13 protein-coding genes and 1 pseudogene are annotated in these 13,961 nt (G+C 36.5%); 8 read left to right on the plus strand and 6 right to left on the minus strand.

Annotated elements, in window-relative coordinates:
- Position 1 precedes the first annotated feature (1 nt).
- Positions 2-325 (plus strand): hypothetical protein, encoded by a 324-nt coding sequence (locus tag HS5_RS08390; RefSeq protein ID WP_236750900.1) that lies wholly within the window; start codon positions 2-4, stop codon positions 323-325.
- Positions 326-381: 56 nt separating this feature from the next.
- Positions 382-1,494: an MFS transporter gene (locus HS5_RS08395; protein WP_236750901.1), complete on the plus strand. Its 1,113-nt coding sequence runs from the start codon at positions 382-384 to the stop codon at positions 1,492-1,494.
- Between the two features lie 74 nt (positions 1,495-1,568).
- On the opposite strand, the gene HS5_RS08400 is transcribed toward HS5_RS08395, so the two are convergent.
- Positions 1,569-2,609, minus strand: coding sequence for a lipoate--protein ligase (locus tag HS5_RS08400; RefSeq protein ID WP_236750902.1), 1,041 nt, complete (start codon positions 2,607-2,609; stop codon positions 1,569-1,571).
- A 359-nt stretch (positions 2,610-2,968) separates the two neighbouring features.
- Between HS5_RS08400 and HS5_RS08405 the strand changes: the two genes are divergently transcribed.
- Together HS5_RS08405 and HS5_RS14535 are read left to right on the plus strand one after the other, a co-directional pair.
- The gene (locus HS5_RS08405; protein WP_236750903.1) at positions 2,969-3,253 is read left to right on the plus strand and encodes a nucleotidyltransferase domain-containing protein; all 285 of its coding nucleotides are present in this window, start codon (positions 2,969-2,971) and stop codon (positions 3,251-3,253) included.
- Positions 3,228-3,350: a hypothetical protein gene (locus tag HS5_RS14535; protein WP_256445538.1), complete on the plus strand. Its 123-nt coding sequence runs from the start codon at positions 3,228-3,230 to the stop codon at positions 3,348-3,350. The genes HS5_RS08405 and HS5_RS14535 overlap by 26 nt, the downstream gene beginning before the upstream one ends.
- A 461-nt stretch (positions 3,351-3,811) precedes the next feature.
- On the opposite strand, the pseudogene HS5_RS08410 reads toward HS5_RS14535, so the two are convergent.
- The 4 genes and pseudogenes from HS5_RS08410 to HS5_RS08425 form a co-directional block, all read right to left on the minus strand.
- A pseudogene (locus HS5_RS08410) lies at positions 3,812-4,331 on the minus strand (PaREP1 family protein).
- Positions 4,332-4,665: 334 nt separating this feature from the next.
- Positions 4,666-5,613, minus strand: a complete 948-nt coding sequence (locus HS5_RS08415; protein ID WP_236750904.1) for an alcohol dehydrogenase catalytic domain-containing protein — start codon at positions 5,611-5,613, stop codon at positions 4,666-4,668.
- 1 nt (position 5,614) lies between these two features.
- Positions 5,615-7,564: a 3-hydroxyacyl-CoA dehydrogenase/enoyl-CoA hydratase family protein gene (locus HS5_RS08420; RefSeq protein ID WP_236750905.1), complete on the minus strand. Its 1,950-nt coding sequence runs from the start codon at positions 7,562-7,564 to the stop codon at positions 5,615-5,617.
- 10 nt (positions 7,565-7,574) lie between these two features.
- A complete protein-coding gene (locus HS5_RS08425; RefSeq protein WP_236750906.1) occupies positions 7,575-8,777 on the minus strand; it encodes an acyl-CoA dehydrogenase family protein in 1,203 nt (400 codons plus the stop codon).
- Positions 8,778-9,020: 243 nt separating this feature from the next.
- On the opposite strand from HS5_RS08425, the gene HS5_RS08430 reads away from it, so the two are divergent.
- The 3 genes from HS5_RS08430 (at position 9,021) to HS5_RS08440 (ending at position 12,399) form a co-directional block, all read left to right on the plus strand.
- Positions 9,021-10,613, plus strand: coding sequence for a long-chain fatty acid--CoA ligase (locus tag HS5_RS08430; protein ID WP_236750908.1), 1,593 nt, complete (start codon positions 9,021-9,023; stop codon positions 10,611-10,613).
- A 68-nt stretch (positions 10,614-10,681) separates the two neighbouring features.
- A complete protein-coding gene (locus HS5_RS08435) occupies positions 10,682-11,872 on the plus strand; it encodes a thiolase domain-containing protein (RefSeq protein WP_236750910.1) in 1,191 nt (396 codons plus the stop codon).
- Positions 11,863-12,399 carry a Zn-ribbon domain-containing OB-fold protein gene (locus tag HS5_RS08440; RefSeq protein ID WP_236753506.1) on the plus strand — a complete coding sequence of 179 codons (537 nt, stop codon included), beginning with the start codon at positions 11,863-11,865 and terminating at the stop codon, positions 12,397-12,399. Before HS5_RS08435 ends, HS5_RS08440 begins: the two co-directional genes overlap by 10 nt.
- 58 nt (positions 12,400-12,457) lie before the next feature.
- On the opposite strand, the gene HS5_RS08445 is transcribed toward HS5_RS08440, so the two are convergent.
- The gene (locus HS5_RS08445) at positions 12,458-12,943 is read right to left on the minus strand and encodes a GNAT family N-acetyltransferase (protein WP_236750912.1); all 486 of its coding nucleotides are present in this window, start codon (positions 12,941-12,943) and stop codon (positions 12,458-12,460) included.
- Positions 12,944-13,319: 376 nt separating this feature from the next.
- Here HS5_RS08445 and HS5_RS08450 point away from each other — a divergent pair, with 376 nt between their 5' ends.
- The gene (locus HS5_RS08450) at positions 13,320-13,634 is read left to right on the plus strand and encodes a 4Fe-4S binding protein (RefSeq protein WP_236750914.1); all 315 of its coding nucleotides are present in this window, start codon (positions 13,320-13,322) and stop codon (positions 13,632-13,634) included.
- Positions 13,635-13,961 lie beyond the last annotated feature (327 nt).

Consider the following 13,961-nt stretch of genomic DNA (forward strand, 5'->3'; position numbering starts at 1 on the left):
GATGAGTATAGAGTCAGTCCCTCCAACGCCTCGTGACGCCGTGTACCTTCACGAGGGAATCCCATTAATCTTTGACCTTTCTTTGAAGGGATTTTATTACTGGTCTAGGAGGAGGTTAAAATATTTAGGCTTTAACGCGTTCATTACGCCTTATAAGCACGACCACCAGATAATGCTTTATGCGAGGTTAATAAACGGTTATATTGTAACTACAGATAAGGGATTCCTAAAGTGCAAAAGGGCAGTTGTCCTCAAAGTCGATAAGTACGAGAAAATGTACATCGCAATGGTCAAAGGATTACATGAAATAATACATGGAGATTAACTTTCAATCAGCAACCAGAAAAGTTTATAAAGGAAAATTTTTTAAATTTCATGAAAATGATAAAAGCCTCTGTTGCTCAATTCTTTGGGTATTTGCTAGATGCGTACGACTTCACTCTGGTTACAATTTTATCGCCTTTCCTAGCTAAACTCTTCTTCCTGCCCGGAATGACGTTCATTAACGTTATATTAACATACGGCTTTACTGTAGTTTTTAGACCTTTAGGAGGAGTAATTCTAGGCAGAATAGGAGATAAGTTAGGGAGGAGGACGGGATTAATTCTTTCAATGGTTTTCATATCCTTTTTCATTGTAGGTACTGCACTGATCCCTCCTTACAGGATTTTAGGAATTTTTTCAATGGTCTTCTTCATACTAATAAGGATAGGTATAGGAATATTTACTGGAGGAGAGTACGCAAACGGTTACGTCTTCGTTGAGGAGTGGAGTAATAATAGGAGAATTTCCGGAGCATTTGTGCAGAGCGGTTTCGGCTTTGGTTCATTACTTGCGACCTTGTTGTTAGTCGTTCACGGTCTGTGTTGGAAATACTTGTTCTTCATAGGAGGTTCTTTAGCTTTAATAGCACTGTGGATTAGGCTAGGGATTGGTGAGACCCCAGTTTTTAGGAAAATTAAGGAGGAAGAAAAGTCCGCGAACCTTCTTACGGCATTTAAGCAGAAGGTAATTTTGAGGCTACTATTCTGGTTCTTGGGAATGATGGGTTTAGCTTTATCCTTTTTCCAGTTTGTACCATTAATTTTAGGAAGTGAAGGTAGAATTTATTACGCCTTGGCAATGATAATTACTCTACCTTTCCTCCTCATCTTCGGGAAAATTTATAATAAAAGGATACTGGCATTTTGGGGAGTTTTAATCGTAGTAACCGCGTTGCCTACTTTCTATTATTTACCTAAATTGTATTTAATGGCAATAATAATAGGTATAATAACGCAAGCACCTTGGGGAGCAATGCCTTCTTTAGTCACTTCGTTCTTTAAACCTTGTATAAGATCTACATCAGTTGGGCTTACGGTCTCCTTAGGAATGGCTTTAGGGATTTGGTACACTCTAGCAGTATCATTATCTCACGAGCCGCTTTGGTTATCTTCATCAGTCTTCCTCAGCATAAGCGGGATATTAGTTGCGGTATCTTCACTTATGCTTTAACAACTGAGAAATGTAATCTCTCCTTAATCTTGTTAAGGCTATATTATCGCGTTTTTACGTGAGAAAATATACTATTATTCACGCTTTAAATACTTTTCTCCTATATCCTTAAAGACTGAAACTAGGTCGTCGACAGTAAACCCGTAAATGCTTCCCTCTCTTAACACGTCTTTTATAACTACAGCTGATTCCCATGGAGTCTTGCCTTGTAAAGCCTTCTCCAGTTTTTCAATTAAATCTCTGGGTTGTACAAAGAAATCTCCAGTAATAGTTACGTCGTCTATTTTACCGTCAACCAACCTAACAGTTACGTTAACCAATTTCCTAAACTTCCTCTCCTCGTTGCACAAAAATACCCTTGAAGCGACTTTAAAACAGCCTTCTACATAAGATAACCTGTCCCTATCATCTCTCTCTTCAGGCTTTGAAATATCGTCCCAATATTTTAAGTCCTCCTCCTTAAGTTCGTAAACCTTTGCGTTATACTTTCTAAGTAGGACTTCCCTCAACTTCTCCCTAACTTCATCAGTAGTAACTTCCCTACCAACTTCTTCTGATAAACCAGTAACCCAATCCTTTATTGACATAGCTATTTTATCCTTAAACTTCTCAGAAGACACGTTAAGTAGGTAAGCTAGTTCAGCAATGTCGTTTTTTACTATAATACTCCCGGTTATGCAGGTAATATTATCGTAAGTTACCGCACCGTTACCGCTCACCTTTTTACCGTTAAGTAAAAGGTCCTGTCCCCTTATTTCTACTTTGCCGTATTCCTTCAGTACGTCTATTACTGGGGTTAAGTAAAGTGAATAGATCTCCTCAACCCTTGAAGGCCTATCATAAATTCCTATCCTATAACCTTGCTGGTTTTTGGTAATGATTACCGTACCTCCTCCTGTATCCCTCCTTATTACCGGAATTCCCCTTTCTTTAGCTAACTTCAGGTTTACAGTTTTAGACATTTGCTCGTGGTAACCTACGCTTATGAACGTCTTCCTAGTAGGAGTCATTAATGCAAATACGTTATCTTGCAGTTTCTTGGTTATTGCTGATATGAGCCTTGTTGCAAATAACATGTGGTATGGGTCTGCCTCGGGTAACTGAACTAGATACATCCATAGAAAGTGTGAATCTGAGATTAAAGGGTTTCCTGTTACGAGTGGAGCAATTTTATTTAAAATATCTTCTCCTCTTGTTCGCCTTAAAAATATAGATGTGCTTAGTGGGGTGGTTCAATTTTTATCAAATCTAGTAAAACTTACTTTTAACGCAACGTCTGATTTTGAGAAAAAATTAACGGGCTCAAGAAAATTGAAGTCCAACAAAGCATTAAAATTCATTCTGCCTATTTAGAATAGATCTAATAGTGAAGTGGCTAAAGAAGCACAGCTCCCAATTGAATTTTGTATCAAACTAACAAAATCCATACTCTTAAAAGTTGGTAGTGCTATTTTACACTGCGAAACTGACGTAAGTGCTCGAAAAGTTAAAGGCATTTAATTGGGCTAATTACGATTTATACTTTTCAGTACTATTCGGTTCTCTAGCTAAGAAAGGTGAAGGGAACGACATAGATATCGCAGTAGAATTCAAGAAGAAGATGACGTTAGAAGATTATACTAAGCTTTGGGTCGATTTGACTGACTACTTAAATACTGAGAAAGTAGATTTGACCGTCATAAATGAGAGAACGAACTGTTACTTAATCAATGAAGTGTTTAACGATAGTATACATGGAGGACTGGTGGAGAGTACATAGGAGGGCAGTTATTTGTGAGGACTTCTTAATTGACGCAAAGAAATTGAACGTAATAGAGAACGCGGCAAGGGCGTTGGTAAGGAAATGGCAGTCCTAGATAGGTTGCTTAAAAACCTTGAAGATGTTACTTCTAGACTTGATGAAACTGTAGAGAGTGGCTACAATTTAAATGACTGAAGAGACCAAATGGCAGTCATTCACGGTTTACAAATACAGACTCAGATTGTCCTCGATATCATCCAAAGGCTCTTATTGGGTACGGGTGCAAAGGGGTATAAGGATGCCGTAAGAAAATTAAAGGAAAAGGTATAATCAATGATGATGAAGAGAATTTCTTCAACGCAGTAGTTGGGTTCAGGGACATCGTAGTTCACGAGTATAGTTACCTGGAGACTATAGATGAGATATTGAGAAATAGGGAATATAGGAGGCTGTTTAACCTCGTTTTGGAAATTAAACAAAGGGCTAACGGTTACTGGGATCCTTAGATATAAAAGAGGTAGCTTATCTAAATAAGGTTCTATTAATTTAAAGCCGAAAGCATAACGCCTACTAAACTCATTTTGTTAATTCCTTTAATAGTTCGTCTATCTTCCCTGAAATTTCCTTGACCTCATACTTAGGAAAATAAACGTTTATTACTTTTTTAGTCTCATCCACAACGGTAATTAAATCCGTAAGCACGTCTTCTTTCCTGCTATACCTACTGAAGTCTGGTTCGAAACCGTTATATTGATATTCATGAAGGTCTAGTGCAATCCTAACAAGGTTTACAACGTCGATTCCTATTTTCCTTAGTATTTGTGCTAAAGCGTACATACTGTGAGTAGGTACAATGTGAGCTTTCTTCTTAATCCATTCCTTCTCTTTGTTATCGTAAGCCAGAGCAAGTAACTTATCCTCATTAGTCACTACGAACGCGCTCATTAACGCTTTCACCGCACTAAAAGTTTTTTCCAGCGGAATTCCTAGTGTACCCTTCCTTCCACAGACTAAGTGAGAGGAACAGGTCTGATAAACTTTCAATTACTCTAGCTTCGACGTAATCTTCACTAACCTTGTAAAGATCATTCCCCATAATTATTAATTTCTGGTAGATCTTAAAATAATTACTTTCAGCACAATCTTACGATTATTCATGAGTCAAATTAGAACTCTCTTGACACACTCATTAAACCGATTCGGTAATTTGCTACCTCGTACACTCTACATAGTTAAAAGCTCCAGGGGAAGGAAATGAAGTTCTCCTAATTATTATTGCGTAATTCCTGTCGAGACTTCAAGTTCTGTGGTTCATTTTAGGCAGGATAGTGTTTGGATTCATATAATAGGTTAACTGGCGTTAGTTAGATGGGGATCACAAGCAATTAATGAAAAGTTATATGTACTAAACTCGTCTTCGATCACGAAGCTTAAGGTATAAGTATAGCCCTCCCTAGAACTCTTCCTTTGCTTAGATCTTTTATTGCATTATTTACGTTTACTAATTCATATCTTTTATAAATTGGAACAATCTTTCGGTTATGTATAAGATCTACTGCCTCAAGTACTTCTTTTCTAGTATATGAAGCAGAGCCTATGATCTTTTGTTGTCTCATTATAGTTAAAGCCGGTCTCTTAAGAGAAATTTCCCTTCCATTCACGTTACCTATTAAGATCAATGTACCATCTCTGGATAATGACCTCAAGCTCTCGTTAATAGTTTCACTGCCTACCAACTCCATTACGACATCTACTCCTTTAACTTTCTTAGAAAATTCCTTCTCCGTTACTATCGCGTCGGAGAACTTTCCTACTCTCTCTTTCTTTTCATCTGAGGTTACTGAAATTACATAAGCTCCTAAACTTTTCAGAAATTGAATCATATGAATACCTACTCCTCCGCCTGCCCCCGTTACTAGGACTACTGTGTCCTTCCTTACATTAGCTAATCTAGCGGCATGAATGGACGTAGCTAGAGGACATACAGCCGCAGCGTATTTTTCGTAATCCTCATCCGGTAGAGGAAAAACTGAATCTCTGGGAGCGTAAACGGCCTCTGCATATCCTCCAGGTCTTCCTTCTCCGAAAAAGACCGAGTTTTCACATAGGTTTTCCTTACCTTTTTTACAATATATACAGTTGTTACACACAACTGTACCGAATACTCCTACGGGTTTATCGTTTAATTCTCCAAAAATTTCATGCCCTAATATTAATGGAAGTTTTAGATTTCTGAATCCTCCTTTCCATATAACTAAATCTCTTCCGCACATTCCAGAAGCTTTAACTTTAACTAAGACGTCATTATCATTTCCACTCATTTCCACGTCCTTTATTAGTAAGGGTTTTCCGTATTCATCTAAAACGGCAGCCTTCATTTTATTCTCCCTTAAATTGTGGTCTTCTCCTTTCCATAAATGCTTTAACTCCTTCTTCAAAGTCCTTAGTACTGAATAAGATACCGAAAAATGAGGATTCTAATGCCTCTCCTGTCCATATATTTGTTTGGTTACCTAAATTTACTGCATATTTTGCTAAAGCTAATGCTAACGGAGACTTTTCGGATATTTTGCTTGCTATCTTTTTTCCTTCATTCTCTAATTCTGAAGGATCTACAACTTCATCTACAATCCCAAGTTCCTCTGCTTCTTTTGCGGATATATTTTCTCCAGTAAGTATTAATTGAAGTGCCTTTCTCCTTGATAACTTAGGTAATCTCTGAGTCCCTCCACCGCCGGGTATAATACCCAAGTTAATTTCAGGTTGTCCGAATTGAGCATTCGACGACGCTATTCTTATATCCGTACTCATGACCAGCTCTAAACCTCCTCCTATTGCATAACCATTGATCAATGAAATTACAGGTTTTGTTAAAAATTGTATTTTATTATATAATTCTTGTAATTTCCTTGATGCTATCATTGCTTTTATTGGGGTCATCCTAGTGAATTCAGATATGTCGGCTCCGGCACAAAATGCCCTCCCGCTCCCTTGTATTATGATTACCCTTATTCTATCGTCTTCCTCTATTTCGTCAAGGATTTGATTTAACTCCTTTATCATTTCCTCGTTTATCACATTAAGTTTCTCCGGTCTGTTTAACGTTATAATACCTATTTGCCCGTCAATGTCGTATTTTATTGTATTAAAATTCCTTTTTCCGTATTCATAAAATCCTTTTCCAGCTTTTTTGCCCAATCTTCCTTCGTTCTTCATTGAGATAAGCAAAGGATCTGGGGTGAAGTTCTCCAATTTCGTTTCCTTCTTTAACTCTTCTAAAGCATTTATCACTTCATCTATGCCAAAAGAGTCCGCGTATTCAAATATTCCTTTTGGCCATCCTAATCCTAATTTGCATCCTTTTTCTATATCTTCTTTAGACGAAATGCCTTCTCTCAGTAGATAAGAGGCTTCATTTATTGCAGATGATAAGAGAAGAACTGTATTAACTTTCTTTGCTCCTTTAAATTCTGGTCTAACAAATTTGCCCGGATAGGTATAAAAGCCCTTCCCGCTCTTTACTCCGAATTCCTTAGATTTGAATTTCTCTTCGAACATTTTGCATTCGTACATTTTTACACCCCTTTCTTTCATTGCCTTAGCTACCATGTATCCTACATCTAAACCGGTATAGTCTTGAAGGAGGAAAATCCCCATTGGAAAACCAAGATCTGTAATAGCAGTATAATCTACATCCTCTATACTTGCTTTACCTGATTCAACAAGCCAACATGCTACTTCGATTACCCTAAATAATATTCTATTTACAAGAAAGCCGGGTATATCCTTATTTACTATTACAGGGTCTTTTCCTAAGTTCTTCACTAAATTATAAGCTTCCTTTACAGTCCCCTCTGACGTGTTTTCTCCTTTTACTATTTCAACTAAAGGCATAAGGACTGGTGGATTAAAGAAGTGCATTCCAACTACTCTTTCCTGATTTTTAACATACTTCGCAATTTCAGAAATCGGTATACTGCTAGTATTAGATGCCAGTATAGCGTTATCTGAGGATAAAGCATCTGCTTTTGAAAATACCTTAGATTTTATATTAATATCCTCTATTACTGCCTCTATCATAAAATCCGTGTCTTTAAGTGCTTCTTCTTGGTTAGTGGTTACATGAATTCTGGACAGAACTTCATCTTTGCTTTTTATTTGTCCCTTTTCCTCAAGTTTTGATAAACTCCAAGAAATTTTCTCTATAGCATTCTTCAATATTTCTTCAGCAACGTCGTTTAGCCATACTTCTAACCCTGATATAGCTGCTACTTCGGCTATTCCATGACCCATCGTCCCTGCTCCTACCACAGTAAATTTTCTTATCATGGTTTTCAGCCTACATAATTTCTATGTTTGTACCGACAATCTTTCTTACTAAATCCCTTATAATTGTTAATCTTTGAATATCGTTTGCCCCTTCGTAAATTGTAGTAATTATAGCGTCTCTTAGATATCTTTCTACCCCATTTTGTTGATCCACTCCTGCTCCTCCATGTATTTTTATTGATAATGATGATACTTTTTCTGCAACTTCCGTGGCCATGAGTTTTGCCAATGACGACGCCATTACCGCTTCTTTCTCATTTTTATCATTCATGTTGGCAGCCCAATAAGTTAAAAGCCTCGCTGCTTCCAATTCAGCTAACATGTCTGCCAACTTGAAAGCTATTCCTTCATACGATATTAACGGTTTATCAAAGGTTTTCCTAAAAAGAGAGTAGTTAAATGCTTTCTCAAATGCTCCTTGAGCGATTCCTACAGCTTGAGCTGCAACGCCTACTCTACCCCTATCATATGTCGTGACTGCAACTTTGAATCCTTCGTCCACTTTACCTAGAATGTTTTCCTCTGGAACTTCAACATTATCTAATATAACTTCGTTAGGCTGTTCTCCTCTTAAGCCTATTACGTTTATTTTACTACCTATCTTTACTCCGGGCATTTCCGTATCTAGTATGAAGAAAGTTATTCCTTTCCATCTTTCTTTTGATGGAAGATTTGTCCTTGCAGAGACTACTAAATATTTTGCCCTATCAGCACCGGTTATGAAATATTTCCTTCCATTTATTATGTACTTATTTCCTTCCTTCCTTGCAGTAGTCTTTATTCCTGCAATGTCGCTTCCTGCTCCGGGTTCGGTATTAGCGTGTGCTGCAAAAACCTCACCTTTAGCCACTGGAGTAACATATTTCCTCTTCTGCTCTTCCGTACCGAAAATGAGTAATGGAATCGTAAAAAGGTAATTAGCTCCTATAAGTGCTGCAAAAGCTGGATAAACTCTAGCTATTTCCTCATTAGCTATGGCAAGCATCAGAGAGTCTCCTCCTTGACCTCCATATTCTGGAGGTATTCCTATACCGAATAATCCTAGTTCTTTTGCCTTGACTATCGCTTCATCTGGAATAGAATTAGTTTTTTCTATCTGCATAACATGTTTAGCTAAAATTTCCTCCGAGAATTCTCTTACACTTCTTCTAAACAGCTCGTGTTCCTCACTTATCTTGATTTCGAAATCTTGTACACTTTCAAACGGAAACAATCTTATTCATTGATAATTATAATTGTTAGCTAAAAAAGTAAACGATATATCTTGTCATCAACATAATGATGCCTTACTGTCGTACTTAACCTATCATTTGCTGACTAAGTTTACGTAATTATAAATGATGGATTTAATTTTAGATATATCTAATTAGATTGAGGTCAATTTTATTTAAAATATATATAATATATTTATTTAATTTTAATAGATACTTTTAAGTTTCTACACAAATAATAGAATATGAGTGAGAATTATAACTACCAGTTAACTGTAGATAAGATCTTAGAGTATGGAGAAAGAGTTTATCCGGATAAAGAGATAGTATATAGAGATAAAAGAAGATATAGTTTTGAGAATTTCGGGAAAAAAGTTAGAAACTTAGCAGGAGGTCTGCAGAAACTTGGAGTCAAACTCGGAGATAAAGTTGGCGTATTAGATTGGGATACAGACGTGTACTTAATGAGTTATTACGCAGTACCAATGATGGGGGCAGTACTCCACACTGTAAATATAAGATATCCACCTGAACTTATAATTAAAACAATTCTCCACGCAGAGGATAAGTGGTTAATAGTAAGGGATGATTTTCTCCCATTAATAGAAAAAGCTAAAAGCTACCTAAATAACGTTAAAATCCTTGCCTACAGCGATGAAAATGAAGTGAAGTACACGAACGTAATGGAATTAATAAATAACGATGATAATAAGTTCCAGCAACCTGAATTAAGCGAAAACACTCCAGCTACAATATTCTATACTTCCGGAACAACAGGGGAACCTAAAGGAGTATGGTTTACTCATAGAGACTTAGTACTTCATGCAATGTCTTGTGCTATAGCTTCTGCAAAACCTCCTATCAACGCTACACCTAAAGATGTTTATCTAATATTAGTACCTCTATTTCACGTCCATCAATGGGGGTATCCTTATCTTTTCATGTTGGGAGGGAATAAGTACGTATTACCCGGTAAATACGATCCTACAATGGAGCTTGTCTTATTGAAAAATGAAGGAGTAACGTTTTCGGCCATGGTACCAACAATCCTTTACATGATTTTAACTCACCCGGATGCACCAAAGTACTCAGAAGTTTTTAAAAAATGGAGGATTATAATAGGAGGAGCCGCTTTACCTAAGGGATTGGCTGAAACTGCAAGGAAATTCGGAATTACAGTCATATCTGGATACGGACTTTCAGAGACTGCTCCAGTGCTAACTATATCATACCATAGTTCTAAAGTTGAAAAATTGCCTGAAGAGAAGAAATTCGAACAGCAAATAAAAACCGGAGTACCGATTCCACTAGTCGAATTAAGGGTAGTAGATCCAGAATTTAGAGACGTACCTCATGACGGTAATACCGTCGGCGAAATAGTCGTTAGAACTCCATGGTTAACCAGGGAGTATTATAAAGATCCAGAAAAGACTATGAAACTCTGGAGTGGCGGATGGTTACATACAGGAGACTTGGCGGTAGTAGACGAATACGGATACATAAGAATTGTAGATAGAGATAAGGACGCAATAAAGAGCGGTGGAGAATTTATACCTTCATTACTTTTAGAGGATATAATATCCTCTCACCCCAAGGTAGGTCAAGTAGCAGTAGTAGGGGTACCAGACGAAAAATGGGGAGAAAGGCCAGTGGCGTTTATAGTGCTAAAAGATAAAATGACTGAGGATGAGCTGAAAAATTACCTCATGCAAAAAGCTGAGGAGGGTGTAATAAGAAACTGGTGGATCCCAGACAGATTCATTTTCGTTAATGATTTGCCTAAGACGTCAACTAATAAAATTGATAAGATGAGTCTACGGGAAATGGTAAGAAAGTAATTTTTGGGTTTCTCTTTTTTCTTTCATAATTAAAAAGAGTTAAATATCGAAAAGATATATCTTATCTTATGAGAAATGTAGCTATAATTGGAACAGGACATAGTAAGTTCGGAGTTAGAACTGATGTAAGTTTACAAGAGTTAGCTTGGGAAGCAGTTAAACAGGCTTTAGAAGAAGCTAATTTAGAACAGAAGGAAATTCAGTATTTTTCAGTAGGAAATGTAGGCATGTGGAGTTCCGAGAATCTACCTGCTATTGTCATAGGAGAATACTGCGGCCTAACTGCCAAGGGGACAATGAGAGTGGAAGCAGCTTGTGCTTCTGGGAGTGCTGCATTAAGAGAGGCATATCTTGCAGTTAAGTCTGGAGAAGTTGACGTTGCCATGGCGATAGGAGTAGAACAAATGCATCAATCTCCGAATCCTAACGTTGTGGAAATGATAGGTAGGGCGGGAAGTTACTTCTGGGAATTTGAGAATTTCGGCTTAACATTTCCAGGATATTATGCGTTATACGCTACCGCCTATATGGCTAAATATGGATTAAAAGAAGAAGATTTAGGAAAAATAGCTATCAAAGCACATCATTACGGTTCTCTTAATCCTTACGCTAGTTTTCAGAAGGAAATTACAATGGAAGAATATATGAAATCTAAGCCTGTAGCTTGGCCGTTAAAAATTTACGATTCCTCTCCAATAACTGATGGAGCGGCAGCAGTAATTTTAGCCTCTGAGGAATTCGCTAAAAAAGTAACAGATTCTCCTGTATGGATAATCTCTCAAGGAGTATCGTCTGGTCCTGCCAACCTTTCGAGGAAAAGCGATTTTACAACGATTGAAGCTGCTAGAGAAGCCGCAGGCATGGCATATAAAAAGGCTAAGGTAGATAGGGAAGACTCGTGGAAAGTATTCGATGTAGCCGAAGTACATGACTGCTTTACAATAGCTGAGATAATAGCTTATGAAGATCTAGGATTTGCAAAGAAGGGAGAAGGAGTTAATTTAGCTAGATATGACCAGACGTATATAGGGGGAAAGATCCCAGTAAACGTTGATGGAGGATTGAAAGCTAAAGGTCATCCTATAGGCGCTACTGGAGTTAGTATGGCAGTATCATTAACTAGGCAATTGCTCTATAGAACCCCTAATAAGGGAATGCAGGTTGAAGTAAAAAATGGCATGGCGTTAGCTCATAATGTAGGCGGTACTGGACATTACGGTTATGTCACAATATTTTCTACAAGGAGGCCATCATTATGATGAGTGTTAGGGATAACTTACAAAAACAAATAAATGAGTCCATAAAACAGTTAGATTTTCTGGTAAAGCAAACAAAACTACCTATAATCCAAGATAAATCCGGAAATCCATTATGGATAGATGTTAGGGAACTGGACTTAAGGTATCAGATGCCAATAAAGAAAGTTCAAAAGTTCTTTAATGGACTAAAAGAAGGTAAAATATTAACAACAAGATGTCAGAAATGCGGTACAATATATTTTCCTCCTCAAGACGATTGCCCTCAGTGTAAATTATCCGGACTAGAGTGGATAGAACTACCTAGAGAAGGAAAATTAATAACTTATACTAAGATATACGTTAAACCACCGTCCTTCTCTCACTACCAAGATTACGTAGTAGGTATCGCTAAATTGGATAACGGAATTAACATAACTGCGTGGGTTGTGGGAAATCTGGAAAAACTTAACGTAGGAGCAGACGTTAAATTAGAAGTAGAAGAAAGAGAACCGGAGGGTTACATAACGTATTATTTAAAGATAGAATAATTTTTTCTTGAAATTACTCTATCAACTAAAGGAGATAGTTAACATTAGAAGAAAAGAATTATTGAGCACAGATCTCACTAATACTTTTAGGTTCCACAGTTAGTTTCAGTTCTCCGTAGACCTCGTCTTCATCAACAACTAATTCGAAACCTAATTTCTTTCCTAACTTTATCATTGGTATATTCTCATTTAATGTGTAAAACCTTATTTTCTTAAGTCCAGTCTTTTTTGCTTCTTCAATTAAAGATTTTACTATAATACTTCCTATTCCGCATCTTCTGAACCTTGGATCAACTACTAAAGAGAACTCTCCATCATTATAAAGAGTCCCTTCACCTATTATTTTTCCATTATATTCTGCTAGAATTGTAACATGATCTTTTTCAGTAGTTAACTTTCTTACATCTTCAACTGTTGGTCTATAAAGGTGGAAATACCTTAAGTATAGGTCATCATCGGATAATGTGGAATACAATTCATATATCGCGTTCCAATCTTCCTCCTTAGCTCTTCTCAAAGTTATTTCGCTAACGCATTCACTCATACTTATAAATTAGATACGAAGTTTAAATATTTTGTTATATATTAAAGAAGATAGACTATATCATAAAAATATATGAATTATTTATGATAAACGTTTTGAAATTAATTAGTTTTTAATCATGTGGCAAATCAAATGTAAAGTAAACAACAATTATCCAGGAAAAATATAAAACACACTCTAAGTTTATATGTTACAATTTTTATAAGAATAATAAGTAAAATAACTTGGGGCGATTTCACCATTATAATCTTTTAATATAATAAAACCTTACAAAACTAGCATAAATCTTGAGAATAAAGTATTTATAGATACTAGAAAGATTTGTGGAATTAAATTTTTTATATTAAGATTCATATCTTACAATAGATGATATCAAATGGGAATCGATCCAAACTTCCGCACTTCCAGACCCATTATAGGAGACCATGAGGGGCATAAGATTTACGGACCCGTAGAACCACCTAAAGTACTTGGAATTCACGGCACTATAGTTGGAGTAGATTTTGATCTATGCACTGCAGATGGATCTTGCATAACTGCCTGTCCTGTTAACGTATTCCAATGGTATGACACTCCTGGACATCCTGCGGCTGAAAAGAAAGCAGACCCAATAAATGAACAATCCTGCATATTCTGCATGGCTTGCGTAAACGTTTGTCCGGTCGCCGCAATAGACGTAAAACCACCGTAAATGCGAAAACAAAATCTATACGTTAAGAGATTTTTAATAATTTAAAATCTATCATTTTAATAATTGATATACGAAGCATATTAAACTGCATAGGACTTTAAGGATATTTCACATACTATATAGCATTACCCTGGAAATCATGTATTCTATAATTCTTATGAATGCATCAGTTAATTTATATTTTTATTTTAATATGCTATAATCTCCTCATGATTGCTTTGTGGATTCGTTCAATTTTATCAAAACTAACGTTTAACTTACTTTTAATTTAACGTATAATTTAGAATTTAATAAAAACCAAAGGACTTAACATCTAAGGAAATTGAA

Source organism: Acidianus sp. HS-5, from assembly GCF_021655615.1.
Lineage (GTDB): Archaea > Thermoproteota > Thermoprotei_A > Sulfolobales > Sulfolobaceae > Acidianus.